Source organism: Marinobacter sp. HL-58, from assembly GCF_001314605.1.
Lineage (GTDB): Bacteria > Pseudomonadota > Gammaproteobacteria > Pseudomonadales > Oleiphilaceae > Marinobacter.
In genome coordinates this window covers 562115-585402 of the sequence record NZ_LIHP01000016.1, presented here as the reverse complement: position 1 = coordinate 585402, position 23288 = coordinate 562115, and the positions used below count along the sequence as shown (strand labels likewise).

Here is a 23288-nt window from a genome sequence, read left to right as displayed (position 1 = left end):
ACCACCTGATCCCATCCCGAACTCAGCAGTGAAACAGACCAGCGCCGATGGTAGTGTGGCTTCTGCCCATGTGAGAGTAGGTCATCGTCAGGCTCCTAATACAAAACCCCAGTACCAACCGGTACTGGGGTTTTTTATTAGCTGACAGAAAGGGATGACCTACGGGAGTGTCCGCACCGGTGCCGAAGGCAGAGCGAGCATCGCTCGCTCAGGTAAGGACGGGCGCCCCGTCTCGGGGTGCCCCGGGTCATCGTTGCAGCGCAACGCGCTGCCAGTGTCAGGCTACTCCAGGCCCCATGTGACAAGCTTGCCAACGGCAAGCGCAGGACGCCGGAGCATAGCGACGGCGGGCCCGAAGGGCCGAAGGCCGCAGGCCTGAGCAAAGTAGGTCATCCCAGTGCGAAGCACTGGCCATAGGCTACTCCAAGACCCTCAGGTAAGGACGGGCGCCCTGTTTCGGGCTGCCGTTTCCAGCTCACTACCCCTCCACCACCGACTCAGTGATATACTCTGCGAAAACACCTGTTCAGTTGTTCCCACGGAGATCGCTATGCCCGCGACAGATCACCTCGTTATTTTTGACACCACTTTGCGTGATGGTGAACAGAGCCCTGGCGCCACGATGACGAAAGCAGAAAAGCTACGCATAGCGAAGGTGCTTGAGAAACTCCGTGTTGATGTGATCGAAGCCGGCTTCGCAATAGCTAGCCAGGGTGACTTTGAGGCGGTCAAGGGCATTGCCGAGTCAATCAAGGGCTCCACCGTTTGCAGTCTTGCCCGGGCCCTGGATAAGGATATTGATCGTGCGGCCGAAGCAATAAGGCCTGCAGAACGGGGCCGAATACATACCTTTATTGCAACCTCGCCCATCCATATGAAGCACAAGCTGCAGATGCAGCCGGACGAAGTGGTTGAACAGGCGGTAAGGTCGGTAAGAAGGGCCCGCAGTCATGTAGACGATGTTGAGTTTTCATGCGAAGACGCTGGTCGTTCCGAGCTGGATTTTCTCTGCCGTATCATTGAGGCGGCGATTGACGCCGGCGCAACCACTATAAATATTCCTGACACGGTGGGGTATGCCATCCCCGAGCAGTTCGGCGAGACTATCCGCCAGTTGCTGAACCGTATTCCCAATGCAGACAAGGCAGTCTTCTCCGTGCACTGCCACAATGACCTCGGCCTGGCCGTTGCAAACTCCCTGGCTGCGGTAAGCAGTGGCGCCCGTCAGGTTGAGTGCACCATAAACGGGCTTGGTGAGCGTGCCGGTAATGCCTCCCTGGAAGAACTGGTGATGGCAGTCAGGACCCGGCAGGATCTTTACACTATCGATACCCGTATTGATACGAAGCACATTGTTCCGGCGTCCCGCCTTGTGTCTACCATTACCGGTTTTCCTGTGCAGCCCAACAAGGCCATTGTTGGCGCCAACGCTTTTGCGCACGAGTCGGGTATTCATCAGGATGGCGTTCTCAAGCATCGCGAAACTTATGAAATCATGCGAGCGGAGGATGTAGGCTGGCACACCAACAGTCTGGTGCTTGGCAAACACTCCGGCCGCAACGCCTTCCGTTCACGGCTGCTTGAGCTCGGCATCCAGTTTGAAACGGAAACAGAGCTCAACGAAGCGTTTACCCGGTTCAAGGCGCTCGCGGATCTCAAGCATGAGATTTTCGACGAAGATCTTCAGGCGATTGCCAGCCATACACGTCAGGAAGAAGATGGCCGTTACGGCCTGGTGACCATGCAGGTCTGTTCCGAAACCGGTGTTGTCCCCAGGGCCTTGCTGACCCTGCTGATGGATGGAAAGGAGCATAAGGTTGAGGCCGAGGGTAGCGGCCCGGTCGATGCGACGTTCAAGGCGATTGAGTCCCTGGTGGATTCAGGCTGTAACCTTCAGCTTTATTCCGTCAATAACATTACCAGTGGCACAGATGCGCAGGGCGAAGTCACTGTGCGGCTGGAAAGGGGTGGTCGCATCGTAAATGGCGTGGGGGCGGATACCGACATCATCATCGCGTCTGCCAAAGCCTACATCGAGGCTCTCAACCTGATCAGCCGCGGCGGTGTCCGGCAGCATCCACAGGGAGCCGACGTCTGAGTATTGGCAACGGATCAGTAGCATGATGATGTCAGAGTCTGAGCGGCAGTATTATCTGGGGCAGGCGGGGATCCGGCTCTGGTATGCCCGTGAGCCGCTGCCTGGCGCTGCGCCCAGCCCGGAGTACCGTTTCCCGGCTGAGGATAGCGCACCGGAACCTGAACCGGATGTTTTCGTGCCCCGCCCCCAGCAGCCTTCGAGGCCGCGCCCCGTGGGTGATGGCAGCGGCAGACACAGAATTGCCGGGATACAGGCACTGATGGCAGGCAATCAAACGGAGACTGATAAGAGGGTAGTGCCTGCGACTCCTGCAGAATTACCGGTAGCTGAAACTGATAACGCCTCGCCGGTTGAAGAGTTGCCCGCTTCAGAGGCAGTCGCCGAGCCTGATTCTCAGGTGCGGATTGAGACCCACCTGGGTTTCTGGGTGTCGGAGCGGCTGGTGCTTGTCAGTAGAGTTTCTGACGAGGCCAGTGGACGACTACAGGAGACGTTGGCTGAAAATATCCTTGCGTCGCTGGGGGAATCTGTTCCGGAGCAAGCCTGCCATGTTCGCTGGCCGGTTTTTGGAAACCCCAGGGTGCCCGGCAATAGCCTGGACGATTTCCAGGGGCTTCTTCGCTCCGTCAGTAAAGAGTTCGGTTCCAGAAAACTGCTTTTGTTGGGGGTTCTGCCGGATGACATGCCTTCGGGGCGGTCAGAGTGGCTTACCTCCGCCCTGGGGGCTTCCTTGGTCGATTTTCCCAGGAGCCTGGCGGAGCTTGCCGCTGTGCCTGCGTACAAGCGCGAGCTGTGGCAGCAGTTGAAATCTGCTGTCGGAGTCTGAGCCATGTCCCGGAGTGTCTACCGCGAGGTTGAAGTCGGGGATATGGCAATCAGGTCGCTGAGCCAGGACGACCTGCCGGAAGTGCTTGATATCGAATGCCAGGGTTATTCCTTTCCCTGGAGTGAGGCGATATTCCGTGGCTGTTTCCGTCCTGACTACCGCCTCTGGGCCCTGGAAATGTGCGATACCCTTACAGGTTACGCAGTGGTTGCCTACATGGCAGGTGAGGCGCACCTTCTCAACCTCTGTGTTGCGGCCGGGCAGAGGCGATCCGGTGCCGGCCGGCGTCTGCTCCGGCATCTGGTGGCGGAATCCGGTCGCGATGGCATGTCCCGGGTTCTTCTGGAAGTTCGGGACAGCAATACCAGCGCCATGAACCTGTATGCCAGCGAAGGCTTTTCTGTCATAGGCCGAAGGCCCGGTTATTACCCCGGGGGGCGTGAGCGGGAAGATGCGCTGGTGATGGCGCTGCCTGTTGATGGTGCCCCCGGGCACTAGTGCCCCGCCTGACACCTATTCGCGTGAGCAGGCTATTGTCTTTATAATGGCGACCGTTTTCACAGTCTCCCCGATTCAGGTTTTTACCAACTATGACGAGCCTTGCCAGCGAAGTATCCCATCGCCGCACATTCGCGATTATCTCGCATCCGGATGCCGGTAAAACCACGATTACAGAAAAAGTCCTTCTGTTTGGCCAGGCCATACAGAAGGCAGGTACGGTAAAGGGAAAGAAATCCGGTCAGCACGCCAAATCCGACTGGATGGAAATGGAAAAAGAGCGGGGCATCTCGGTTACGACTTCGGTAATGCAGTTTCCTTATGGTGGTCGGCTGGTAAACCTGCTGGACACTCCAGGCCACGAAGATTTTTCCGAGGACACCTACCGCACACTGACCGCTGTCGACTCCTGTCTGATGGTGATCGACAGTGCAAAGGGTGTTGAAGAGCGGACGATCAAACTGATGGAAGTAACCCGGCTGCGGGATACGCCGATTATTACCTTCATGAACAAGCTGGACCGGGATACCCGGGATCCCGTTGAGTTGATGGATGAGGTGGAAGACGTTCTGAAAATAGCCTGTGCGCCGATTACCTGGCCGATTGGCATGGGCAAGAATTTCAAGGGCGTTTACCATCTGACGCGGGATGAAGTGATTCTCTATCAGTCCGGGCAGGGACATATGATTCAGGAAAAGCGGGTTATCAGCGGTATTGATAATCCGGAACTGGACAAGGTTCTCGGTGGCTATGCCGATGATCTGAGGGACGAGATCGAGCTGGTGAAAGGTGCCTCCCACGAATTTGATCTGGAAGCGTTCCTTGCCGGTGAGCTGACGCCGGTATTTTTCGGTACCGCACTGGGTAACTTCGGTGTCGATCATATGCTCGACGGGTTGGTGGAGTGGGCGCCGGCACCGCAGCCGCGGGAAACGGATCAGCGCCTGGTGGAACCGGCTGAAGATGTGTTTTCCGGATTCGTGTTCAAGATTCAGGCAAACATGGACCCCCAGCACCGGGACCGGGTGGCGTTTCTGAGGATTGTCTCAGGCCGATACAGTCAGGGCATGAAGGCTCGTCACGTTCGTATTGGCAAAGATGTCCGTTTTTCCGATGCGCTTACCTTTATGGCGGGTGACAGGGAACATGCGGGTGAAGCCTATGCCGGTGATATTATTGGTCTGCACAACCATGGCACGATCCAGTTGGGTGATACCTTCACTTCCGGTGAAGAGATGAAGTTCACCGGTATCCCCAACTTTGCCCCGGAATTGTTCCGGCGGATTCGCCTTAAAGATCCCCTTAAATCCAAACAACTGCAAAAAGGCCTGATTCAGCTTGCCGAAGAGGGGGCAGTTCAGGTTTTCCGTCCACTGCGCAACAATGACCTGATCGTCGGCGCAGTCGGTGTGCTTCAGTTTGATGTGGTGGTCAGCCGCCTCAAGAGCGAATACAAGGTTGATGCGGTCTACGAGCCGATCAACGTGGCCACCGCACGGTGGGTGACGGCAAGCGATGAGCGCAAGCTCGATGAATTCGCGCGCAAGGCCAATGATTTTCTGGCACTGGATGGCAGTGATCGTCTTGCCTACATCGCCCCGACAATGGTCAATCTGCAGTTGGCCCAGGAGCGGCATCCGGATATCAGCTTCCACAAAACCCGGGAGCACTAGCTGATTGAGGCTGTGAATGAGACTCATCGACGCACATTGCCACTTCGACTTCCCGGAATTTGACGGGCGTCGCGAGGCAGTGCTTGAAGAGGCTCGTTGCGCCGGCCTTTCTAACCTGGTGATTCCCGGTGTGCGACGCCGCGACTGGGGCAGGGTAAGCCGTGTTGCTGCGGAATACGAAGGGCTTTATTACTGCCTCGGCATTCATCCCTGGTATGTGGATGAGCATAAAGAGGAAGACCTCAGTGCATTGCGCGGTGCGCTGATGGAGCATCATGGCCACTGTGTGGCATTGGGTGAGTGCGGGCTTGATCGCCTGCACGGCGACCTCGGTAGCCAATACCCCTGGTTCGAGGCCCAGGTTGATATCGCAACTCAGGCACACCTTCCCCTGGTGATTCATTCCGTGAAGACCCACGACGAGGTTTACGAAGTGCTGCGCCGGAAACGTTTCGGGGGCAGGGTACTTGTGCATGGATTTTCCGGAAGCTACCAGCAAGCCGCGAAGCTGATTGATCTGGGCTGCTTTATTGGAGTTGGCGGCGTTATCACCCACCCCCGGGCTCGCAAGACCCGGGATACCATCGCCCGGCTACCGGTCGATGCCCTGGTTCTGGAAACAGACGCTCCGGATATGGCTCCTGAGGGCGTGGAGCCAGGGGGTAATTCTCCAGCCTGTTTGCCACTGATCTTGGATGCCCTGGCCGAATTGCGCGGTGCTGCCAGGGAGGATCTGGCGCGCTCCCTGCTGGGAAACGTGCAGCGGCTGTATGGCTGGAACGAAATCGGGCCGTCCGAGCGTTAACGGGATTATCGGGCGGAAACGTCGACAGGATACGTGAATAACGAAACAGTCCGCTTCAGGGTTGGCTTTCCTTTTTGGTTCGGATATACTTCGCGCCCTGGCTTTTCAAGGCGATGCCATCATCTCAGCCCCGAATGATGTCACTGCCGCATAACATACAGGTAAAGAACCTCCTCCGGATGCCAAGCATTTACCGGTGGTGGTTTTTAACGTTTCTTATATAGCGTTCAAGGCGGAATCAATGAAGACTCTGAGTGCGAAACCAGAAACAGTAACACGTGACTGGTACGTTGTAGACGCAGCCGGCAAGACGCTGGGTCGTCTGTCAACTGAAATCGCCCGTCGTCTGCGGGGCAAGCATAAGCCTGAGTACACCCCTCACGTCGACACTGGTGATTACATTGTGGTTATCAATGCCAGTCAGGTACGGGTTACCGGCAAAAAAGCATCTGACAAGATGTACTACAGTCACACCGGCTTTCCGGGTGGAATCAAGTCCATCAACTTCGAGAAGCTGGTCGACAAGGCTCCTGAGCAGATCATCCAGAAGTCTGTCAAAGGCATGCTTCCCAGTGGTCCGCTCGGTCGTGCCATGTTCAAGAAGCTGAAAATTTATGCCGGCGCTGAGCATCCTCACGCAGCCCAGCAGCCCAAAGAACTCGACATTTAACGGAAGGCGGATATGTCTGTAGCACAAAATTACGGTACTGGTCGCCGCAAGACATCCACGGCTCGGGTTTTTATCAAGCCGGGAAGCGGTAACATCTCTATCAACGGTCGCACCATCGAGCAGTTCTTCGGTCGTGATACCCTGCGTATGATCGTTCGTCAGCCACTGGTTGTCGCCGATTCTACTGACCGTTTTGATATCAACATCACTGTCAAGGGCGGCGGTATCAGTGGTCAGGCTGGTGCTATTCGCCACGGCCTGACTCGCGCCCTGATGGACTACGATGAAACTCTGCGCCCGGCACTGCGCAAAGCGGGTTACGTCACCCGTGATGCCCGTGAGGTCGAGCGTAAGAAAGTTGGTCTGCGCAAGGCGCGTAAGCGTCCCCAGTTCTCCAAGCGTTAATTTTGCTGGAGCAGGCTCGAAGAACCCGGTCCCTTGGCCGGGTTTTTTTATGGGTTGGAAAATCAGTACCAATTTGATCCGGAACAGGTAATGGCCCGGCTCGAGACCTTTCCGACTTGTAAGGGCGGGGTAATTTCATTACCATTTGAGCGCTTATATTTTTGGGTTGAGAGAAGTCCTTTTCGATATGCAGGTTCCCTTTATTCGGGGCTGCATGTCGCCTGATGGGAGAGAACCATAATGAATAATGGCGACGTGAGCCAAGGCAGGCGCCGGTTTCTGATCGGTGCCACGTCTGTGGTGGGTGGTGTCGGCGTCGTCGGTGCGGCCGTGCCTTTCGTAGCATCCTGGAACCCCAGTGCAAAAGCGGAAGCAGCCGGTGCACCGGTATCCGTCAATGTCAGCAAGCTTGATCCGGGTCAGCAGATGACTGTTGAGTGGCGCGGAAAACCGGTGTGGATCATTCGTCGCACCGACGAAATGAATGAGAACATTCGCAAGCTGGATGAGCGTGTGAAAGATCCGCTGTCCGAGGATGCGACGCAGCCGGCCTATATTGACAACGAACTGCGTGCGCTCAAGGACGATTATGCAGTTCTCGTTGGCATCTGTACGCATCTTGGGTGCTCTCCGACGTTCCGGCCCGAGGTGGCGCCTGCCGACCTCGGTGATAATTGGCTTGGTGGATTCTATTGCGCCTGTCACGGCTCACGATTCGATCTCGCTGGCCGCGTCTTTCCGAGAATGCCGGCACCAACGAATCTGGAGGTGCCTCCCTATCGCTTTGACGACGACAATACTCTGACTGTCGGTCTGGATCCTGAGGGGGCAGCGTAATGAACAAGCTAGTGAACTGGGTTGATGAGCGTCTTCCCATTGTTGACGCCTGGAACAAGCACCTGGGCAAGTATTACGCGCCCAAAAACTTCAACATGTGGTATTTCTTCGGCTCCCTGGCCATGCTGGTGCTGGTCAATCAGCTGATCACGGGCATCTGGCTGACCATGAGTTATAACCCCTCTGCAGAGGGTGCCTTTGCTTCGGTTGAATACATCATGCGTGATGTTGAGTGGGGCTGGCTGCTCCGTTACCTGCATTCAACCGGTGCTTCGGCGTTCTTTGTGGTTGTGTACCTCCATATGTTCCGGGGTCTGATGTATGGTTCGTACCAGAAGCCCCGGGAGCTGATCTGGATCTTCGGCATGCTGATCTACCTGGTGCTGATGGCCGAAGCCTTCATGGGCTATCTCCTTCCCTGGGGCCAGATGTCCTACTGGGGTGCTCAGGTTATCGTAAACCTCTTTGGTGCCATCCCGGTGATTGGTGATGATCTTTCACTGTGGATTCGGGGCGATTATCTGATTTCCGGTGTAACCCTGAACCGGTTCTTTGCCCTGCACGTCGTCGCATTGCCGATTGTCCTTCTCGGCCTGGTCGTTTTGCATATCCTCGCGCTGCACGAAGTGGGTTCAAACAACCCTGACGGCATCGACATCAAGAAGAACAAGGATGAAAACGGCGTGCCCAAAGACGGCATTCCTTTCCATCCCTATTACACCGTTCACGATCTGTTGGGTGTGGGCGTGTTCTTCTTTATTTTCTTTATCGTGGTGTTTTTCTTCCCGGAGATGGGTGGCCTTTTCCTGGAGAAACCGAACTTCGAGCCGGCGAACGCCCTCAAGACGCCGGATCACATAGCGCCTGTGTGGTACTTCACGCCATTCTACGCAATGCTGCGTGCCGTTACGGTTGATCTGTTCGGTCTGGATGCGAAGTTCTGGGGTGTTGTCGTGATGGGTGCGGCCATCGCCATCTTGTTTGTGCTGCCATGGCTGGACAAGAGCCCGGTACGCTCCATGCGCTACAAGGGCTGGCTGAGCAAGATCGCCCTGGCAATCTTTGTGGTGAGCTTCATCATCCTGGGCTATCTCGGTATTGTTCCGGCAACGGAGGGGCGTACGATTACTGCGCAGATTCTGACAACGCTGTACTTCCTCTACTTCATTCTCATGCCGTTCTACACGCGTATGGAGAAAACAAAGCCAGTTCCAGAGAGGGTGACAGGATAATGAGAAAGCTGATAGTTGGTCTTTTCATAGTAATCCTGCCGGCTCTCGGGTTGGCAGCTGCTCCATCCGGCAAGCTGGACACAATGGAGCCGGATCATACCAACAAGGAGTCTCTCCAGCGTGGAGCGGCCCTGTTCACCAACTACTGCATGGGATGTCATTCCATGGAGTACGCCCGTTACAAGCGGGTATCGGATGACCTGGGTATTCCTCCCGAGCTTTACGAAGAGAACCTGATCTTCACCGGTGCCAAAATCGGTGAGCTGATGAAGATCTCCATGAGCAAGGATATGGCTGAAGAGTGGTTCGGCGCACCGCCACCAGATCTGACGCTGGAATCCCGTCTTCGCGGTGAGGACTGGATCTATTCTTACCTGCGAGGCTTCTACAAGGACGATACCCGTCCGCTGGGTGTGAACAATGTGGTCTTTGACAACGTTGGTATGCCTCATGTCATGGCTGATTTGCAGGGGCTCTGTGCGGTAGAGCCGCGCATTGGCGAAGGGGCAAGTGTTGATCCTCTCAGTGGTGATGTCCGGAATTCGGATATTTGCCCGGAGTGGGAAACCGAGGGCTCCATGTCTCCGGCGGAATTTAACAGTGCCATGTACGACCTGACCAATTTCATGTCCTACATGGGGGATCCGATAAAAGTTGAGCGTGAGCGGCTTGGTATGTTTGCCCTGATTTTCGTGGCGATCTTCTTTATCTTTGCCTACCTGCTCAATCGCGAATACTGGAAGGACGTGCACTGAGATTTCAGGTATAATCCTTACCCCTGAGTTCCAGCGGGCAATTGCCGGCCCGCTGGATTTTTGCGTTTTTCAGGGTCAATTCGGTTAGTCAAAATCGTGAGGTAGTTCTATGGGCGTTGTGACCAAGCGGTCATCAATGACGTTTTTCTCGGACCCGGCCAGTCATTACAGCCACAGAGTCCGTATTGTGCTGGCAGAAAAGGGTGTAACGGTTGACGTCGTCAATGTTGATCCGGACAACCCTCCGGGAGAGCTGGCCGATCTGAACCCGTACAATGCCCTGCCAACGCTGGTGGATCGTGATCTTGTGCTCTATGAGCCAAACATCATGATGGAATACCTTGACGAGCGTTTTCCGCACCCGCCGCTGCTTCCGGTATACCCGGTTGCCAGGGCGAACAGCCGGCTGATGATTCACCGCATCCAGAAAGACTGGTGTGGGCTGGTGGATCAGATTCTTGCACAGCCCAATGCCAAGGCGTCCGATGCCGCGCGCAAGGAACTTCGTGAAAGTCTGCTGGCCACGGCGCCGTTGTTCGGTGAGATGCCGTTTTTCCTGTCAGAAGAGTTCACCATTGTGGATTGCTGTATTGCGCCGATTCTGTGGCGTTTGCCGTCGTTGGGTATAGAGCTTAATGAAAAACAGGCAAAACCACTTCAAAAGTATATGGATAGCATTTTCAGCCGTGAAGGTTTCAAAGCAAGCCTGTCGGACCTGGAAGAGGATATCCGCAGCTGATTTACAGAGCCTGAAACCGGTTCAGGAGAAAGGCAGTGCCTGATAGCAAAATAACCATGACATCGAGTCGCCCTTATCTTGTCAGGGCGTTCAATGAATGGATTCTCGATAACGACTGCACACCCTATATTGTCGTCGATGCAGGCGTGCAGGGTGTCCAGGTGCCTACCGAGCACGTTGCAAATGGGCAGATTGTGCTCAATATCAGCCCGGGAGCTGTCCGTGGCCTGGTTATTGGCAATGGTGCGCTGGAGTTCAGTGCCCGTTTTGGCGGAGTACCCATGCAGGTGTTTATCCCTCTGCAGGCGGTCATGGCCGTCTACGCCAAGGAAAATGGCGAGGGCATGGTGTTTGGCAGTGAGCCGGGCTCTCCGGATCCGGAAGGTCCCGGGGGCAGGGATGCGGACAACAGTAGTGAACAGGGACAAAATGGCGATCGGCCGAGTGGCCGGCCCACGCTCAAGGTGGTGAAATAACGCATCGTTGGAGTTGAGTGCAGTCCCGTTCTGAAAAGCCAGCTGATTTTATCAGCTGGCTTTTTTATTATCCGCCAAAGAGCTTTTCGTCGATCAGGCTGCAAAGGGCATTGATGATAACCAGCATGATCGGAGTTGATGCGGTCGGGGAAAGGTTTTCCAGCGCAATCTCATGATCTTCCGGGTGCAATAGCGACGTAATATCGGTCTTTTCCTTGGCGCTCAGAACCACCACATTCATTTCCCTGTCATGGGCAGCTTGAATGGCCTGAATCAGGTTGGCCTTGTGCCCGTCGTCCACAAAGACCATGAGCAGGTCATTGGCTTTACCAATTGCACGTACCTGTCTGGAAAATGTGTCGTTGAAACGATTGTCGCGACAGATTGCCGAGTAGGTGGTTGCGTCCGCTCCCAGGTTGATGGCGGGCAGTGCCGGACGGTCCTGCTCAAACCGGTTCAGCAGGGCGGTACAGAAGTACTGGGCGAGAATATTGGCGTTACCATTGGCACAGGTAATGATTTTCCCGTCACTGAGCAGTGCGCCCACCAGAGCGTCCGAAGCCCTCGCTATGCCGGGGGCTGTGGAGCTGGCGGCATGTGCCGTGTGTTCCATGTGATTGGCGAACCACTGGTTTATCTGTTGTTCGGTATCCGTCATAGTCAGACCTGAATGGCATTTTTAATCCATTGTATCCGGTATTTTGCGTTTTCGCCCGGTGCGATCGCAACCACGTCTATCCGGCTGCAGGCATTCCAAAGGCCATGTTTATGGAGGTAGAACGCGGCAGCCCGGAGCAGTCGTTTCTGTTTCGTGGGGGTAATGGATTCGGCTGCACCGGCCAGGCTGCCGTGGCCCCGGTAACGCACTTCAAAAAATACCAGGGTATCTTCGTCAAAACCGACGAGGTCGATCTCACCGCCGCGGCTGAATACATTTCGATCCAGAATGTTGATGCCACGGCTCACAAGATAGCGTGCAGCTACACCTTCTGCATGATTGCCGGTTGCTTTTCTGGTTTTTCCGGGGCCATCCATGGCTTGTATTTGTCCCTGTTATTCCTGTGGGAGTATTTCCGTAACTTCCTGTATTTCTGTCCCGGAGGATTTCTCCAGTGCTGGCAGTCTCTCTGGCGTTCCGTTGCGGAACCGGGCCCACATTTGTTCCCGGTGAATGCTGCCCTCAGGGGTCATGGTCAGATCTCCGGTCTGGCCTTCAATGGTTGCGCCTTCAACCTGTCGTAACAGGGGAAGGCGCTTGCTCAGGGTCCAGGCATCCGAGCCCATGGCGAACAGACGCCCAAGCTGTCCCTTGAGATCCGGCATGGCCTCTTTTACAACGCTTCGGAACTGATTGTCTTCTGCCAGGATCCATGGCGTATCGGTAAACGTCACGCCGTTGAGATCCCTGTCCCGGGATGGATCCGGATTGCCCTCGTAGACCATGGAAGGCGAGTATACCGGCAGGTTGCCACCAAAATAGAAAGCGAACAGTGGCTTGAACTGCCTTGCAATCGTGGGCTCGGCAACCATCACAATGCCGTCCGCATCCTGCCGGCGCCGAGGCTCAAACTCCACGTTGATGCCCGCCGTGCGCTCAACCTCAATGGCCCGATCGCGAGACACGTTTATGCCCAGCAGGTCGGCGGTTACCGCTCGCAGGTTGTCTTCGCGAAAATAACGCTCGATGTCCAGCGCTACGCCTTCGTTCTGATTCAGGCGTTCAAGCAGGGCCTTTTCGAGCCTGTCACCCCAGTCTCCGGCGGGAATAAGTACCAGAACCTGTTTTACGCCCTCTGCGGTCATGCGGTCTGCGATCTGCCTCGCTTCGTCTTCCGCGGAGAGGCCAAACTGGTAGAGCCCTGAAGGCACGCTGGCGTCGGCGGGAAGGTAGTTCAGCCCAAGAACAGGAACCGGCAGTGAGTCCATGTCAGAAAGGGAGGCCAGGGAGTCTTTCTCCAGCGGACCCACGATCAGATCCTGGTTTTCATTGGCCAGCTCTTCGTAAAGCTGGGGGAAGTCGTTATCGGAGGTGTCGACAACCTGGATGCTGATTTTCTCGCGATCGGCTGACTGGTCTTCATAGTAAGCGGCAAAAAAGCCGTCCCGGATGGCCGCACCGGCGCTGGCGAGGGGGCCACTCAGAGGCACTGCCAGTGTAATTCTCTCCGGGCGTGTCTCTGCCAGGCTGGCGATGAGTTGCAGCTCGGCAGGAGGTGTTTCCGCTGCAGGGTGGTCAGGCCAGTTATTTTGCCAGCTGCGGATCATTCTGCCCTGTTCGTCCAGATTGGTTCCCGGTTCTCTGAGGATGCCTGCCAGTTCAAGCCAACCCTGGGCCTCATAGCCGATAGCCCGTCCCTCCTTGTCTGACAATTCTGAATCTGAGGTTTCTTTCAGGTTCTGCCAGATAGCATCATGGACAGACTGGGTGTCGGCATCCGGGTCTGCTTCGGCAAGAAGTATCAGGGTAACAGCGGCCGCGAGGTTGTCGTCGGCAAGCTGATAGGTGTCTGCCTGCAGCTTTGCGGCCCGGCTGATCAGATTCTGTTCGTAGTTGAGAAAATGTTCCGGGGTGATCTCAGACGCAATGTCTCGTGCCCAGCGGGCATCCTCCAGGGCGGTCGCGCTTGCCATTGACAGGAGTATCAGTTGATTGGCCGTTTCTTCGTCAGCGCCGTCAAACTGACTGCTTTGCAGAAGTGTTCTTGCATCCCGGTGTTGGTTCCGGTTCTGGAACCTGTCCGCGGCTCCCAACAGATACCTGTGCGCTTCCTTCCGGTCGGTCTCACTTGCTGCGACGTCAAGTGCCTCGTTGGCATTCTCGGCGACATGAGATTCGAGGTTCACACTGGCGCAACCCGCAAAAAGCAGTACCATCGCCACCAGCAGGGCGGCGATTCTCAGGTTCGGGCGGTCTATGGTCATGGCTGGCTCACAATACTCCGGGTTATTACGCTTGTGGCGCCGGGTAATCGGCGGCATCATGCCGGAAGCCCTGATTCCGCCGGGCTTCCTGTCAATGGTTTGCTTGGTCAGGCCCGCAAGTTTAACAGCTCCCACATGAATTCACATGACGTTGGTGTCATGCACCAGGGCAAAGAGAGGTACTCGTGAAATCGGAGAACGACCGGCCAGAGCAATCTGGCACGCTATATATCGTGGCTACCCCTATCGGTAATCTGGACGACATGTCTCCCCGGGCGGCTGCCATTCTATCACGGGTTGCCGTGATCGCAGCGGAAGACACCCGGCACAGCGGCCGGCTCCTTCAGCATCTGGGGATCAGCAAGCCCATGATGGCTCTGCATGACCATAACGAGCGGGACAAGGCCGGCCAGGTTCTGGCAAGGCTGGCGGCATCCGAGGATGTTGCCCTGATTTCCGATGCCGGAACCCCGCTGATTTCCGATCCCGGTTTTGTACTGGTCAGGGAAGCGCGGGCCCGGGGATTTCGCGTCAGCCCGGTGCCTGGTGCCTGTGCGCTCGTCGCGGCACTGAGTGCCGCCGGCTTACCAACCGACCGGTTCCTGTTCGAGGGCTTTCTGCCAGCAAAGCCGGGGGCGCGAAAAGCCGCACTCGAGCGTCTGGCCAGAGAATCTTCAACCCTTGTGTTCTACGAATCGCCGCACCGAATCGTGGATACCGTAAGGGATATCGGGCAGGTGTTGGGAGGTGAGCGGGAGCTGGTGCTGGCCAGGGAGCTCACCAAAACCTTCGAGACGTTTTATGCGGGGTCTGCCAGCTCGGTAGGCGACGTACTCGAGGCGGATCCCCACGGCAGTCGTGGAGAATTTGTGGTTATGGTTCACGGAGCCAGCGATGCCGAAGCTGCGGCAGGTTCAGTTGAAGTGGATCGGGTGCTTGCTTTGCTGCTGAAGGAATTGCCGGTCAAGAAGGCAGCAAGACTGGCGGCGGAGCTGACTGGAAGTTCCAAGAACGAGCTTTACCAGCGTGCGCTGGAAATGAAGGCAGGGTGACGGGCGCTCATTGCCGCCTTTCAGTGTTGTTTTCCTTGCCTGCCACCCGATGCTGGAGTATGGTCTCGCCCGAGCTCGCCAGACAGTCGCCGCCGGTTTAACCGGGGGAGGAAAGTCCGGGCTCCAAAGGGCAAGGTGCCAGGTAACGCCTGGGCGGCGTGAGCCGACGGAAAGTGCAACAGAAAGTATACCGCCTAAGTGGTCGTGACATGTTCACGGTCACCGGTAAGGGTGAAATGGTGCGGTAAGAGCGCACCGCGTGACTGGCAACAGTTCACGGCGATGGTAAACCCCACCTGGAGCAAGACCAAATAGGAATCCTATGGCGCGGCCCGCGCTGGATTCGGGTAGGTCGCTTGAGGCCTGTGGTGACGCAGGCCCTAGATGAATGACTGTCCCAGACAGAACCCGGCTTACCGGCGAGCTCTTTTTTCTTTCCTCATTGTGTGACATTTGTCATTCTCACCAGCAGACTTTTATAGCCAAAAAATCTTAGACCTCACTTGTCATCTTCAGTTCTCTCTGCAGGTGATTGATTTTTGGGTTTTTCTTTTCCGTAATCTCCGGCCTGTTGCCAATCTTGTTCTGTAACCTCTTGTCATAAAAGGAACTTTCCCGGGTGTGGCGCCATTCATGGCGCTTGCATTGTGTATTGCGTGTTTCTATAGTGTGCACAAGTGGGAAAAAGTGGTTTCTAGTGGTTATTTGTGGTTTAAGAACCCCGGAATAGGTGCAAATGAGCAATTTTCTTGGCAGTCATGCCATCAATATGGATGCGAAGGGTCGCCTTGCGATCCCCGCCCGGGTGCGTGAAGAGCTCGCGCATGCCTGTGGTGGCCGCATTGTATTGACGGCCAATGCCGATGAAGAGCGCTGTCTGCTGGTCTATCCGGAACCCCAGTGGGAGGCACTCAGGCCACAAATTGAAGCGCTTCCCAACATGAACAAGGCAGCCCGGAGGCTGCAGCGTCTGTTACTGGGGCATGCAACGCCGCTGGAACTGGATTCAGCAGGCCGTATCCTGGTGCCGCCTACGCTGCGCAGTTATGCCCGTCTTGAGAAAAAGCTGATGTTGATCGGCCAGGGCAAAAAGCTGGAACTCTGGAGTGAAGAGCGCTGGTTCGCCTGGCTGGATGAGTCTTCGGATGAAGACGAAATGCCCCCTGAGATGGAGGCACTGTCGCTATGACCGCCGGTCGCGGGCAGGAGCCGGCCGGGCAATACCGGCACCGCTCCGTTCTGCTGGATTCGGCGGTTGAGTTACTGGTTAACGATCCGGAAGGCGTTTATATCGATGGCACTTTTGGCCGGGGCGGCCATAGCCGCCTGATTCTGGGCCAGCTTGGCCAGGGTGGGAAGCTGCTGGGTATCGACAAGGACCCGGAAGCGATTCGGGTTGCCGGTGACCTGGCAGCGGAAGATCCACGGTTCTGTTCTTTCCACGGGTCGTTTGCCGATCTTGGAGCGGCAGCGGACGCCCAGGGATGGACGAAGGTTAATGGCGTGTTGCTGGATCTTGGTGTTTCATCCCCGCAGCTGGATGACGCAGCGAGAGGGTTCAGCTTTATGCGGGATGGCCCGCTGGATATGAGAATGGACCCGGGCCGGGAGCCAAGCGCGGCGCAGTGGCTCGCAGAGGCCGAAGAGAAAGACATCGCTGATGTGATCTGGCGATACGGCGAGGAGCGATTTTCCCGTCGTATCGCCCGTCTCGTTGTAGAGCGTCGTAAAGAGACGCCACTTGAGACGACGCATCAGCTGGCCTCACTGGTCAGCGAGGCGGTTCCCAAAAAAGAAAAGCACAAACACCCGGCCACCCGGACGTTCCAGGCGATCCGCATTTTTATCAACCGGGAGCTGGAGGACCTTGAGGCCGGGCTCCGTGTGGCGGTTGAAAGGCTGGTTCCCGGCGGACGGCTGGTGGTCATCAGTTTTCACTCGCTGGAAGACCGGCTGGTGAAACGGTTCATGCGCGATCTGGCCCGGGGCCCGCGACTACCCAAGGGGGTTCCGGTGACCGCTGAGCAGGAAGCGTCAGAATTCCGGCTGATCGGCAAGGCCAACAGGGCAGATACAGAAGAAGTCAGCGACAACGTACGGGCGAGAAGCGCGGTTATGCGCGTCCTCGAACGGATTCCGGACCAACACAAGCAACACAACAGTTAGGGAGCGCGTAGCCATGGGCGCGGTAGCCATTGAAAGGCCAACAAAGACTGCACGGCTGAACAAGCAGCGTGTCAGGGGTGGTGTTGTTACGGCTCTACGGCTGTCGCAGCAGGTATTTGCGGCACTTCAGCAGAAGCGCGTGCTGATATCCACGGCACTGGTGGTGCTCCTGGTGGTGTCATCGCTGGGTGTGGTCGTCAGCGCCCACGAGAATCGAGAGCTGTTCAATTCACTGTCGCAGCTTCAGGAACAGCGTGATAACTACCAGCGTGAATGGAGTCAGTTGTTGTTGGAACAGAGTGCGCTGAGCGCACATGGCCGGGTGGAGCAGTTGGCTTCAGAGCGTTTTGACATGGTGGTGCCCGGCAAACAGGACATCGTTCTGGTGCCACTGATGGCGCCGCTTGTCGGGGCACGCTAGACAACAATAAACCGTAAGGTGACAACATTGTCCGATCAGGGAAAGACAGCATCATGGGGCCAGCGACTGGCTGCCGGGCTCGGAGCCTGGCGGTATGGCACTGTGCTGGGTGTTTTTCTGCTGGTGGTGGGTGTGCTGGCGTGGCGACTGGTCGATCTTCACGTTGTTGATAACGAGTTCCTGCGCAAGCAGGGGGATGTGCGAACCATTCGTGTGGAAAGTATTGATGCGCACCGGGGCGTTGTCACGGATCGTCATGGTGAGTCACTGGCGGTCAGTACGCCGGTCCAGACGATCTGGGCAAATCCGTCCGAAATCAACGCGGAAGAACCCGCACTGGCAAACGTTGCCCGTTTACTGGGCCTTCCGGAGGCGCGTCTCAGGGAGCGCCTGCGTACATACGCCGGCAAGGAATTTATCTACCTGCGCCGCAAGCTGCAGCCAGAGATTGCCCGGCAGGTCCTCGCCATGGGCATCCCCGGACTGTACGGCCGGCAGGAATATCGTCGGTACTATCCCGCCGGCGAAGTGACGGCCCATATGGTCGGTTTTACCGATATTGATGAAAGTGGCCAGGAAGGCATTGAACTGGCCTACAACCAGTGGCTGAGTGGTGAAAGTGGTCGAAAGCGCGTTCTCAAGGACAATCGCGGCCGCGTGATCAAGGATCTGACCCTGATTCGCGATGCCAAACCCGGCCGCAATCTGTCGCTCAGTATTGATCTGCGGTTGCAGTACCTGGCTTATCGGGAGCTCAAGGCTGTCGTTGGTGCGCACGGCGCCCGGGGCGGCACCCTGGTGATGCTGGATGTGGACACCGGTGAAGTGCTGGCCATGGTGAATCAGGGGTCATACAACCCCAACGACCGGACCCAGCTCAGCCCCGACCGGTTGCGAAACAAGGCAATAACTGACCTGTTTGAACCCGGGTCAACCATGAAGCCCGTTTCCATGGCGGCAGCCCTGGAATCAGGAAAGTTCACGGACTCAAGCACAATAGACACGGCGCCGGGGTTTCGGCGCTTCGGTCGTTTTACGATCCGGGATAACCGGAATTATGGCGTGATCAGCCTGAAGGAAGTGATTGCGAAATCCAGCAACGTAGGCATCAGCAAGATTGCCACCGAGCTGGGGGGCAATGCGATCAGGGATCTTTACGCCCGCCTGGGGCTGGGGCAGCCCACGGGTATCGGGTTTCCCGGGGAGGCGGTTGGCGTTCTGCCAGCGCCACCGGAATGGAGACCTGTCGAAGAGGCCACTCTGTCATACGGCTACGGTATGAGCGTTAACGCGCTCCAGCTGGCACAGGCTTACATGGTGCTGGCCAATGGCGGGATTCGCTATCCGTTAAGCCTGCTGAAGGCAGAAGAGCCACCGGTGGGGGAACGAGTTCTTTCCGAGGACGTCTCATTCCAGGTAAGAGAAATGTTGCGTGAAGTGGTGGAGAACGGGACCGGGAAGCGGGCACAGCCGGGATTCTATTCGGCCGGTGGCAAAACCGGAACGGTTCACCTGGTAGGAAAAGGTGGATACGAAAAAAGTCAGTACAAGGCAATTTTTGCCGGTATGGCGCCTATCGACAATCCGAGGATTGTCACAGTTGTGGCGGTGGATGCGCCCCAGTCCGGAGAGTATTACGGTGGCGAAGTGGCCGCACCGGTATTCGCCAGGGTGATGGGAGATGCATTGCGGCTGCTGAATGTAAAGCCGGAGCTGGACCTGGGCGAGGCCAAGACGTCACGCAGGGCCGCCGGGGAGCGGGGTTAGGGTTATGTGTATTACATCACTCAGCACATTGTTGCAGGGGATCGCGCCGGTGCCATCGGTGTTTGATGTCACTATCCATGGCCTGAAAACCGACAGCCGGGAAGTCAGGGCCGGTGATGCATTTGTTGCCCTGGCCAGCGCCCGAACGCCCGCCGATCATTATATTGAACAGGCCATCGGTGCCGGTGCCACTGTTGTCTTGCTGGAAGTGAGTCAGCCGGCTGAATGCCATGAGCATGAGGGCGCGTTGATTGTGCCTGTGGCAGGGTTGAGAGCCCAGCTCGGAAAGATCGCAGACCGGTTCTTCGAGCACCCGTCCCAGCGACTGCGCCTGCTCGGTGTGACGGGCACTAACGGCAAAACCTCGGTAAGCCATTATATTGCCACCCTGTTGCAGGAAACCGGCACCCCCTGCGGTGTTATCGGCACACTTGGCTACGGCATGCCCGGAGCATTGCAGGAAGGTGCCCACACAACACCGGATGTAGTTCAGGTCAACCGTGTCCTGTCACGGATTCTTGCCCAGGGTGGGCGCGCGGCGGCGATGGAGGTCTCTTCCCATGCCCTTGACCAGGGACGTATTGATAACCTGACCATGACCGGGGCAGTCTTCACCAACCTCACCAGGGATCACCTGGATTATCACGGCTCCATGGAGGCCTATGGTGCAGCCAAGGCCCGCCTGTTCGAACGCGAGGAACTGCATTTTGCCGTGGTTAACTTTGATGATCCTTTTGGCCGGCAGTTGTATGAACAGCTTGAGGGCAAGTGCGACCGTGTCCGCTACAGTCTGCACGAGGCCCAGACCGAGCTCTGGCTGACTGAGTTTTTACCGTCCGGTGATGGGTTTGAGGCCAGTGTCGACGGATTATGGGGCCGATTCAGAATTTCAGCGCCGGTACTGGGCAGTTTCAATGTCAGTAACATTCTGGCGGCCATGGCGGCGGTACTCAGCCTGGGTGTTCCGGTTGAGCGGGTGCAGAACGCCGTCGAGCGACTGTCAACACCGCCGGGACGGCTCGAGCCGTTTGCCGGCGCAAACGGTGTTCGTGTGGTTGTGGACTACGCCCACACTCCGGATGCCCTGAACAGTGCCCTGGCAGCCTTGCGCCCTCACGTGAGTGGTCGCCTGTTCTGTGTCTTCGGTTGCGGTGGCGACCGCGACACCGGCAAGCGTCCGGAGATGGCAAGGGAAGCGGAAAACGGAGCCGACGTTGTCATCGTAACGGACGACAATCCCCGCAACGAAGATCCGGCTGCCATCACTTCCGATATTGTAGCCGGGTTCCGTCACCCCCGGCGGGTTGCCGTTATTCACGACCGTGCCGAAGCCATTCGCCAGGCCATCCACTCAGCGGTGGCAGGGGACATCGTCCTGGTCGCCGGTAAGGGCCATGAAGCCTGGCAGGAAATGGCAGGGCAGCGGGTTCCGTTCAGCGATGCCGAGCAGGTTCGGCATGCTCTGTCACTGAATGGAGGTGTCGCATGATGCAGCCGTTCGCCCTCACCGATGCACTGGGCTGGCTTCATGGCAGGGCAGCCGGCAGCCTTGACGGGCTGGTGTTCCAGGGCGTTTCCACTGATACCCGAAGAATCGTCCGGGGTGACCTGTTCGTGGCGCTGCGAGGCGAGAACTTCGATGGCCATGACTACCTGGAGGTGGCCAGGAAGGCGGGTGCTGTCGCCGCGGTAGTGGACCGGGTCAATCCGGATGTGGCCCTGCCGCAGATTCTGGTAGCAGACACCATTGAGGCGCTGGCACGACTCGCGGCAGGCAATCGTGACGTCAGTCCTGCGCGTTTCGTTGCCATTACCGGCAGCAGTGGCAAAACCACGGTGCGGGAAATGGTCGCCGCAATTCTTTCCCGGACCGGTAATACGCTGGTTACCGAGGGCAACCTCAATAACCACATCGGTGTTCCGCTGACCCTTTTCAGGCTGGAGCCCGAACATGAATACGGAGTCATCGAGCTTGGCGCCAGCGGGCTGAATGAAATTGCCCACAACGTGGCTATCGTGCGCCCGGATGTGTCAATCCTGACCAATGCGGGGCAGGCCCATCTGGAGGGGTTCGGAGGCTACGAGAATATTGTGCGCGCCAAGGGTGAAATCATTGATGGCGTTGTGGAATCCGGCCTGGTGGTGCTTAACAGGGATGACCCGGCGTTCGGGCAATGGCAGCAGAGAGCAGGGGCCCGCCGGATCGCCAGTGTCAGCAGGCAGCCCGGTACCGGTGGAGACTACTTCGCGCAGGGTATCCGTGGTGACGGCGGCGCGCTGGTCTTCCGGGCCTGCGGTCCTCAGGGCTGGGCCTGTGATGTGAGCCTGCCTTTGCATGGTGAGCACAACGTGACCAACGCCCTGTTGGCAATAGCGGCAGCCCGCGATCTGGGTGCCAGTGATGAGGCCGTGCGGCAGGGGCTCGCATCCATGCAAGCGGTAAAAGGGCGCCTGCAGATTCTTGAGCTGTCGGCCGGTCTGACGGTTATTGACGACAGCTATAACGCCAATCCCTCATCCATCAAGGCGGCACTGGATGTGCTGGCGGCCCGCCCTGCTACGCGTGTTGCTGTGCTGGGTGCCATGGCGGAGCTGGGGCCCGATAGCCTGGCGCTCCACCGTGAGGTTGGGGAATTTGCCAGGGCCCGGGGTATCGAGCGTCTGCTGGTTGTGGGCGATGGCTGTGAAGGTTATGCAGACGGGTACGGAGATACCGCTGAGGTATGTGCGACCCATGACGATGCTGTGCGTCGTCTGTTTGAGGGGCCTGCCGGTTCACAGACGGTACTGGTCAAGGGTTCTCGCAGTTCCGCCATGGATCGCGTGGTGGAGGGAATAAAAGAAAAGGTGGGTAACACATGCTGCTCTGGCTGACAGAGGCTCTTTCACAATATTTTTCCGCGCTGACGGTTTTCCAGTACCTGACGGTACGCGGGATTTTCGGCGTGCTGACGGCGTTGCTGATTTCCCTGCTGATCGGTCCGTTCATGATTCGCAAACTGAGCCAGTACCAGATCGGTCAGGCGGTCCGGGACGATGGCCCCCAGACCCATCTGAGCAAGGCCGGTACGCCCACGATGGGTGGTGCGCTGATCCTGGTGGCTGTGGGTGTCAGTTCACTGTTGTGGGCTGACCTGAATAACCGGTATGTCTGGATTGCGATTCTGGTCACCCTGTTTTTCGGGGCCATTGGCTGGGTGGATGATTATCGCAAGGTGGTGGAGCGTAACCCCCGCGGTCTGCCCGGCCGCTGGAAGTATTTCTGGCAGTCGGTGATCGGCGCAACAGCGGCGGTGGCGCTGTTCATGAGTTCCTCACTGCCGCAGGAAACGTCGCTCTACGTGCCATTCCTGAAAAACGTATCGCTGACACTGGGGCCGGTGCTGTTCATTCTGCTGAGCTACTTCGTGATTGTTGGGAGCAGTAACGCGGTCAACCTCACCGATGGCCTGGATGGGCTGGCGATCATGCCGACGGTCATGGTGGCTGCGGCTCTGGGGATTTTCGCCTACGTGTCCGGCCACGCCCAGTTTGCCGATTATTTGCTGATTCCCCACCTGCCGGGTACCGGGGAATTGATTGTTTTCTGCGGTGCACTGGTGGGAGCGGGCCTGGGCTTTCTGTGGTTCAACACCTATCCGGCCCAGGTTTTCATGGGGGATGTGGGCGCGCTCGCACTGGGGGCGGCCCTGGGCGTGGTTGCGGTCATCGTTAGGCAGGAAATCGTGCTGTTTATCATGGGCGGTGTGTTCGTGATGGAAACCATCTCCGTGATTCTGCAGGTGGCGTCGTTCCGGTTGACCGGCAGGCGGATATTCCGCATGGCGCCATTGCATCATCATTTTGAACTGAAGGGATGGCCCGAGCCGCGCGTGATTGTGCGCTTCTGGGTCGTCACTGTTGTACTGGTCCTGGTTGGCCTTGCCAGCCTTAAATTGAGATAGGG

The 23288-nt window shown here is 57.2% G+C and carries 23 protein-coding genes, 1 rRNA gene and 1 other RNA gene; 22 read left to right on the top strand and 3 right to left on the bottom strand.

Translation table 11 applies throughout. The annotated features are described in order from the left end of the window. From rrf to HLUCCO03_RS15165, 13 genes are all read left to right on the top strand, one after another. Positions 1 to 93, top strand: a 5S ribosomal RNA gene (rrf, locus tag HLUCCO03_RS15225); the annotation flags it as partial. A 457-nt stretch (positions 94 to 550) separates the two neighbouring features. Continuing rightward, positions 551 to 2098 carry a 2-isopropylmalate synthase gene (locus HLUCCO03_RS15220; RefSeq protein ID WP_027831033.1) on the top strand — a complete coding sequence of 516 codons (1548 nt, stop codon included), beginning with the start codon at positions 551 to 553 and terminating at the stop codon, positions 2096 to 2098. A 22-nt stretch (positions 2099 to 2120) separates the two neighbouring features. Next, on the top strand, positions 2121 to 2924 hold the full coding sequence (locus tag HLUCCO03_RS15215; RefSeq protein ID WP_027831034.1) for a hypothetical protein: 804 nt from the start codon (positions 2121 to 2123) through the stop codon (positions 2922 to 2924). Positions 2925 to 2927: 3 nt separating this feature from the next. Further along, the gene (gene rimI, locus HLUCCO03_RS15210; protein WP_027831035.1) at positions 2928 to 3422 is read left to right on the top strand and encodes a ribosomal protein S18-alanine N-acetyltransferase; all 495 of its coding nucleotides are present in this window, start codon (positions 2928 to 2930) and stop codon (positions 3420 to 3422) included. A gap of 92 nt (positions 3423 to 3514) precedes the next feature. Continuing rightward, entirely contained in the window at positions 3515 to 5095 is a 1581-nt protein-coding gene (prfC, locus tag HLUCCO03_RS15205; protein ID WP_027831036.1) for a peptide chain release factor 3, read from the top strand. Between the two features lie 16 nt (positions 5096 to 5111). Continuing rightward, positions 5112 to 5900: a TatD family hydrolase gene (locus tag HLUCCO03_RS15200; protein ID WP_027831037.1), complete on the top strand. Its 789-nt coding sequence runs from the start codon at positions 5112 to 5114 to the stop codon at positions 5898 to 5900. A 241-nt stretch (positions 5901 to 6141) separates the two neighbouring features. Further along, a complete protein-coding gene (rplM, locus tag HLUCCO03_RS15195; protein WP_027831038.1) occupies positions 6142 to 6570 on the top strand; it encodes a 50S ribosomal protein L13 in 429 nt (142 codons plus the stop codon). A 12-nt stretch (positions 6571 to 6582) separates the two neighbouring features. Further along, complete coding sequence (gene rpsI / locus HLUCCO03_RS15190) at positions 6583 to 6975, top strand: 30S ribosomal protein S9 (protein ID WP_027831039.1); 393 nt, start codon at positions 6583 to 6585, stop codon at positions 6973 to 6975. A gap of 240 nt (positions 6976 to 7215) precedes the next feature. Next, entirely contained in the window at positions 7216 to 7812 is a 597-nt protein-coding gene (gene petA / locus HLUCCO03_RS15185) for a ubiquinol-cytochrome c reductase iron-sulfur subunit (protein WP_027831040.1), read from the top strand. Beyond that, positions 7812 to 9044, top strand: a complete 1233-nt coding sequence (locus HLUCCO03_RS15180; protein ID WP_027831041.1) for a cytochrome bc complex cytochrome b subunit — start codon at positions 7812 to 7814, stop codon at positions 9042 to 9044. Before petA ends, HLUCCO03_RS15180 begins: the two co-directional genes overlap by 1 nt. Continuing rightward, positions 9044 to 9799 (top strand): cytochrome c1, encoded by a 756-nt coding sequence (locus HLUCCO03_RS15175; RefSeq protein WP_027831042.1) that lies wholly within the window; start codon positions 9044 to 9046, stop codon positions 9797 to 9799. Before HLUCCO03_RS15180 ends, HLUCCO03_RS15175 begins: the two co-directional genes overlap by 1 nt. Positions 9800 to 9908: 109 nt before the next feature. After that, positions 9909 to 10538 carry a glutathione S-transferase N-terminal domain-containing protein gene (locus tag HLUCCO03_RS15170; protein WP_027831043.1) on the top strand — a complete coding sequence of 210 codons (630 nt, stop codon included), beginning with the start codon at positions 9909 to 9911 and terminating at the stop codon, positions 10536 to 10538. A gap of 56 nt (positions 10539 to 10594) precedes the next feature. Then, the gene (locus tag HLUCCO03_RS15165; protein ID WP_197025641.1) at positions 10595 to 11014 is read left to right on the top strand and encodes a ClpXP protease specificity-enhancing factor; all 420 of its coding nucleotides are present in this window, start codon (positions 10595 to 10597) and stop codon (positions 11012 to 11014) included. A gap of 67 nt (positions 11015 to 11081) precedes the next feature. On the opposite strand, the gene HLUCCO03_RS15160 is transcribed toward HLUCCO03_RS15165, so the two are convergent. Genes HLUCCO03_RS15160 through HLUCCO03_RS15150 form a run of 3 tightly spaced genes read right to left on the bottom strand, consistent with a single transcriptional unit; the run spans position 11082 to position 14071 of the window. Next, entirely contained in the window at positions 11082 to 11672 is a 591-nt protein-coding gene (locus HLUCCO03_RS15160) for an SIS domain-containing protein (protein ID WP_027831045.1), read from the bottom strand. Positions 11673 to 11674: 2 nt separating this feature from the next. Next, a complete protein-coding gene (locus HLUCCO03_RS15155) occupies positions 11675 to 12049 on the bottom strand; it encodes a YraN family protein (RefSeq protein WP_027831046.1) in 375 nt (124 codons plus the stop codon). A gap of 18 nt (positions 12050 to 12067) precedes the next feature. Further along, positions 12068 to 14071: a penicillin-binding protein activator gene (locus HLUCCO03_RS15150; protein ID WP_292016733.1), complete on the bottom strand. Its 2004-nt coding sequence runs from the start codon at positions 14069 to 14071 to the stop codon at positions 12068 to 12070. A gap of 50 nt (positions 14072 to 14121) precedes the next feature. On the opposite strand from HLUCCO03_RS15150, the gene rsmI reads away from it, so the two are divergent. The 9 genes from rsmI to mraY all read left to right on the top strand — a co-directional run bounded on the left by rsmI (position 14122) and on the right by mraY (position 23286). Next, positions 14122 to 14988, top strand: coding sequence for a 16S rRNA (cytidine(1402)-2'-O)-methyltransferase (gene rsmI / locus HLUCCO03_RS15145; protein WP_027831047.1), 867 nt, complete (start codon positions 14122 to 14124; stop codon positions 14986 to 14988). A gap of 70 nt (positions 14989 to 15058) precedes the next feature. After that, positions 15059 to 15420, top strand: an RNA gene (gene rnpB, locus HLUCCO03_RS15140) — RNase P RNA component class A. A gap of 304 nt (positions 15421 to 15724) precedes the next feature. After that, entirely contained in the window at positions 15725 to 16177 is a 453-nt protein-coding gene (gene mraZ / locus HLUCCO03_RS15135; protein ID WP_027831048.1) for a division/cell wall cluster transcriptional repressor MraZ, read from the top strand. Continuing rightward, on the top strand, positions 16174 to 17154 hold the full coding sequence (gene rsmH, locus HLUCCO03_RS15130; RefSeq protein WP_027831049.1) for a 16S rRNA (cytosine(1402)-N(4))-methyltransferase RsmH: 981 nt from the start codon (positions 16174 to 16176) through the stop codon (positions 17152 to 17154). Before mraZ ends, rsmH begins: the two co-directional genes overlap by 4 nt. Before the next feature lie 13 nt (positions 17155 to 17167). Further along, the gene (gene ftsL, locus HLUCCO03_RS15125) at positions 17168 to 17575 is read left to right on the top strand and encodes a cell division protein FtsL (protein WP_036197285.1); all 408 of its coding nucleotides are present in this window, start codon (positions 17168 to 17170) and stop codon (positions 17573 to 17575) included. A 27-nt stretch (positions 17576 to 17602) separates the two neighbouring features. After that, entirely contained in the window at positions 17603 to 19342 is a 1740-nt protein-coding gene (locus HLUCCO03_RS15120; RefSeq protein WP_027831050.1) for a penicillin-binding protein 2, read from the top strand. A 4-nt stretch (positions 19343 to 19346) separates the two neighbouring features. Continuing rightward, entirely contained in the window at positions 19347 to 20831 is a 1485-nt protein-coding gene (locus HLUCCO03_RS15115) for a UDP-N-acetylmuramoyl-L-alanyl-D-glutamate--2,6-diaminopimelate ligase (protein ID WP_027831051.1), read from the top strand. After that, a complete protein-coding gene (murF, locus tag HLUCCO03_RS15110; protein WP_027831052.1) occupies positions 20828 to 22216 on the top strand; it encodes a UDP-N-acetylmuramoyl-tripeptide--D-alanyl-D-alanine ligase in 1389 nt (462 codons plus the stop codon). The genes HLUCCO03_RS15115 and murF overlap by 4 nt, the downstream gene beginning before the upstream one ends. Continuing rightward, entirely contained in the window at positions 22201 to 23286 is a 1086-nt protein-coding gene (mraY, locus tag HLUCCO03_RS15105) for a phospho-N-acetylmuramoyl-pentapeptide-transferase (RefSeq protein ID WP_027831053.1), read from the top strand. Before murF ends, mraY begins: the two co-directional genes overlap by 16 nt. Positions 23287 to 23288: the final 2 nt, after the last annotated feature.

What these genes read in the sequence shown, in the direction of transcription:
- HLUCCO03_RS15220 (WP_027831033.1), top strand. Translation starts at nt 551, where the DNA reads ATGCCCGCGACAGATCACCTCGTTATTTTTGACACCACTTTGCGTGAT.
- HLUCCO03_RS15215 (WP_027831034.1), top strand. Translation starts at nt 2,121, where the DNA reads ATGATGATGTCAGAGTCTGAGCGGCAGTATTATCTGGGGCAGGCGGGG.
- rimI (WP_027831035.1), top strand. Translation starts at nt 2,928, where the DNA reads ATGTCCCGGAGTGTCTACCGCGAGGTTGAAGTCGGGGATATGGCAATC.
- prfC (WP_027831036.1), top strand. Translation starts at nt 3,515, where the DNA reads ATGACGAGCCTTGCCAGCGAAGTATCCCATCGCCGCACATTCGCGATT.
- HLUCCO03_RS15200 (WP_027831037.1), top strand. Translation starts at nt 5,112, where the DNA reads ATGAGACTCATCGACGCACATTGCCACTTCGACTTCCCGGAATTTGAC.
- rplM (WP_027831038.1), top strand. Translation starts at nt 6,142, where the DNA reads ATGAAGACTCTGAGTGCGAAACCAGAAACAGTAACACGTGACTGGTAC.
- rpsI (WP_027831039.1), top strand. Translation starts at nt 6,583, where the DNA reads ATGTCTGTAGCACAAAATTACGGTACTGGTCGCCGCAAGACATCCACG.
- petA (WP_027831040.1), top strand. Translation starts at nt 7,216, where the DNA reads ATGAATAATGGCGACGTGAGCCAAGGCAGGCGCCGGTTTCTGATCGGT.
- HLUCCO03_RS15180 (WP_027831041.1), top strand. Translation starts at nt 7,812, where the DNA reads ATGAACAAGCTAGTGAACTGGGTTGATGAGCGTCTTCCCATTGTTGAC.
- HLUCCO03_RS15175 (WP_027831042.1), top strand. Translation starts at nt 9,044, where the DNA reads ATGAGAAAGCTGATAGTTGGTCTTTTCATAGTAATCCTGCCGGCTCTC.
- HLUCCO03_RS15170 (WP_027831043.1), top strand. Translation starts at nt 9,909, where the DNA reads ATGGGCGTTGTGACCAAGCGGTCATCAATGACGTTTTTCTCGGACCCG.
- HLUCCO03_RS15165 (WP_197025641.1), top strand. Translation starts at nt 10,595, where the DNA reads ATGACATCGAGTCGCCCTTATCTTGTCAGGGCGTTCAATGAATGGATT.
- HLUCCO03_RS15160 (WP_027831045.1), bottom strand. Translation starts at nt 11,672, where the DNA reads ATGACGGATACCGAACAACAGATAAACCAGTGGTTCGCCAATCACATG.
- HLUCCO03_RS15155 (WP_027831046.1), bottom strand. Translation starts at nt 12,049, where the DNA reads ATGGATGGCCCCGGAAAAACCAGAAAAGCAACCGGCAATCATGCAGAA.
- mraZ (WP_027831048.1), top strand. Translation starts at nt 15,725, where the DNA reads ATGAGCAATTTTCTTGGCAGTCATGCCATCAATATGGATGCGAAGGGT.
- rsmH (WP_027831049.1), top strand. Translation starts at nt 16,174, where the DNA reads ATGACCGCCGGTCGCGGGCAGGAGCCGGCCGGGCAATACCGGCACCGC.
- ftsL (WP_036197285.1), top strand. Translation starts at nt 17,168, where the DNA reads ATGGGCGCGGTAGCCATTGAAAGGCCAACAAAGACTGCACGGCTGAAC.
- HLUCCO03_RS15115 (WP_027831051.1), top strand. Translation starts at nt 19,347, where the DNA reads ATGTGTATTACATCACTCAGCACATTGTTGCAGGGGATCGCGCCGGTG.
- murF (WP_027831052.1), top strand. Translation starts at nt 20,828, where the DNA reads ATGATGCAGCCGTTCGCCCTCACCGATGCACTGGGCTGGCTTCATGGC.
- mraY (WP_027831053.1), top strand. Translation starts at nt 22,201, where the DNA reads ATGCTGCTCTGGCTGACAGAGGCTCTTTCACAATATTTTTCCGCGCTG.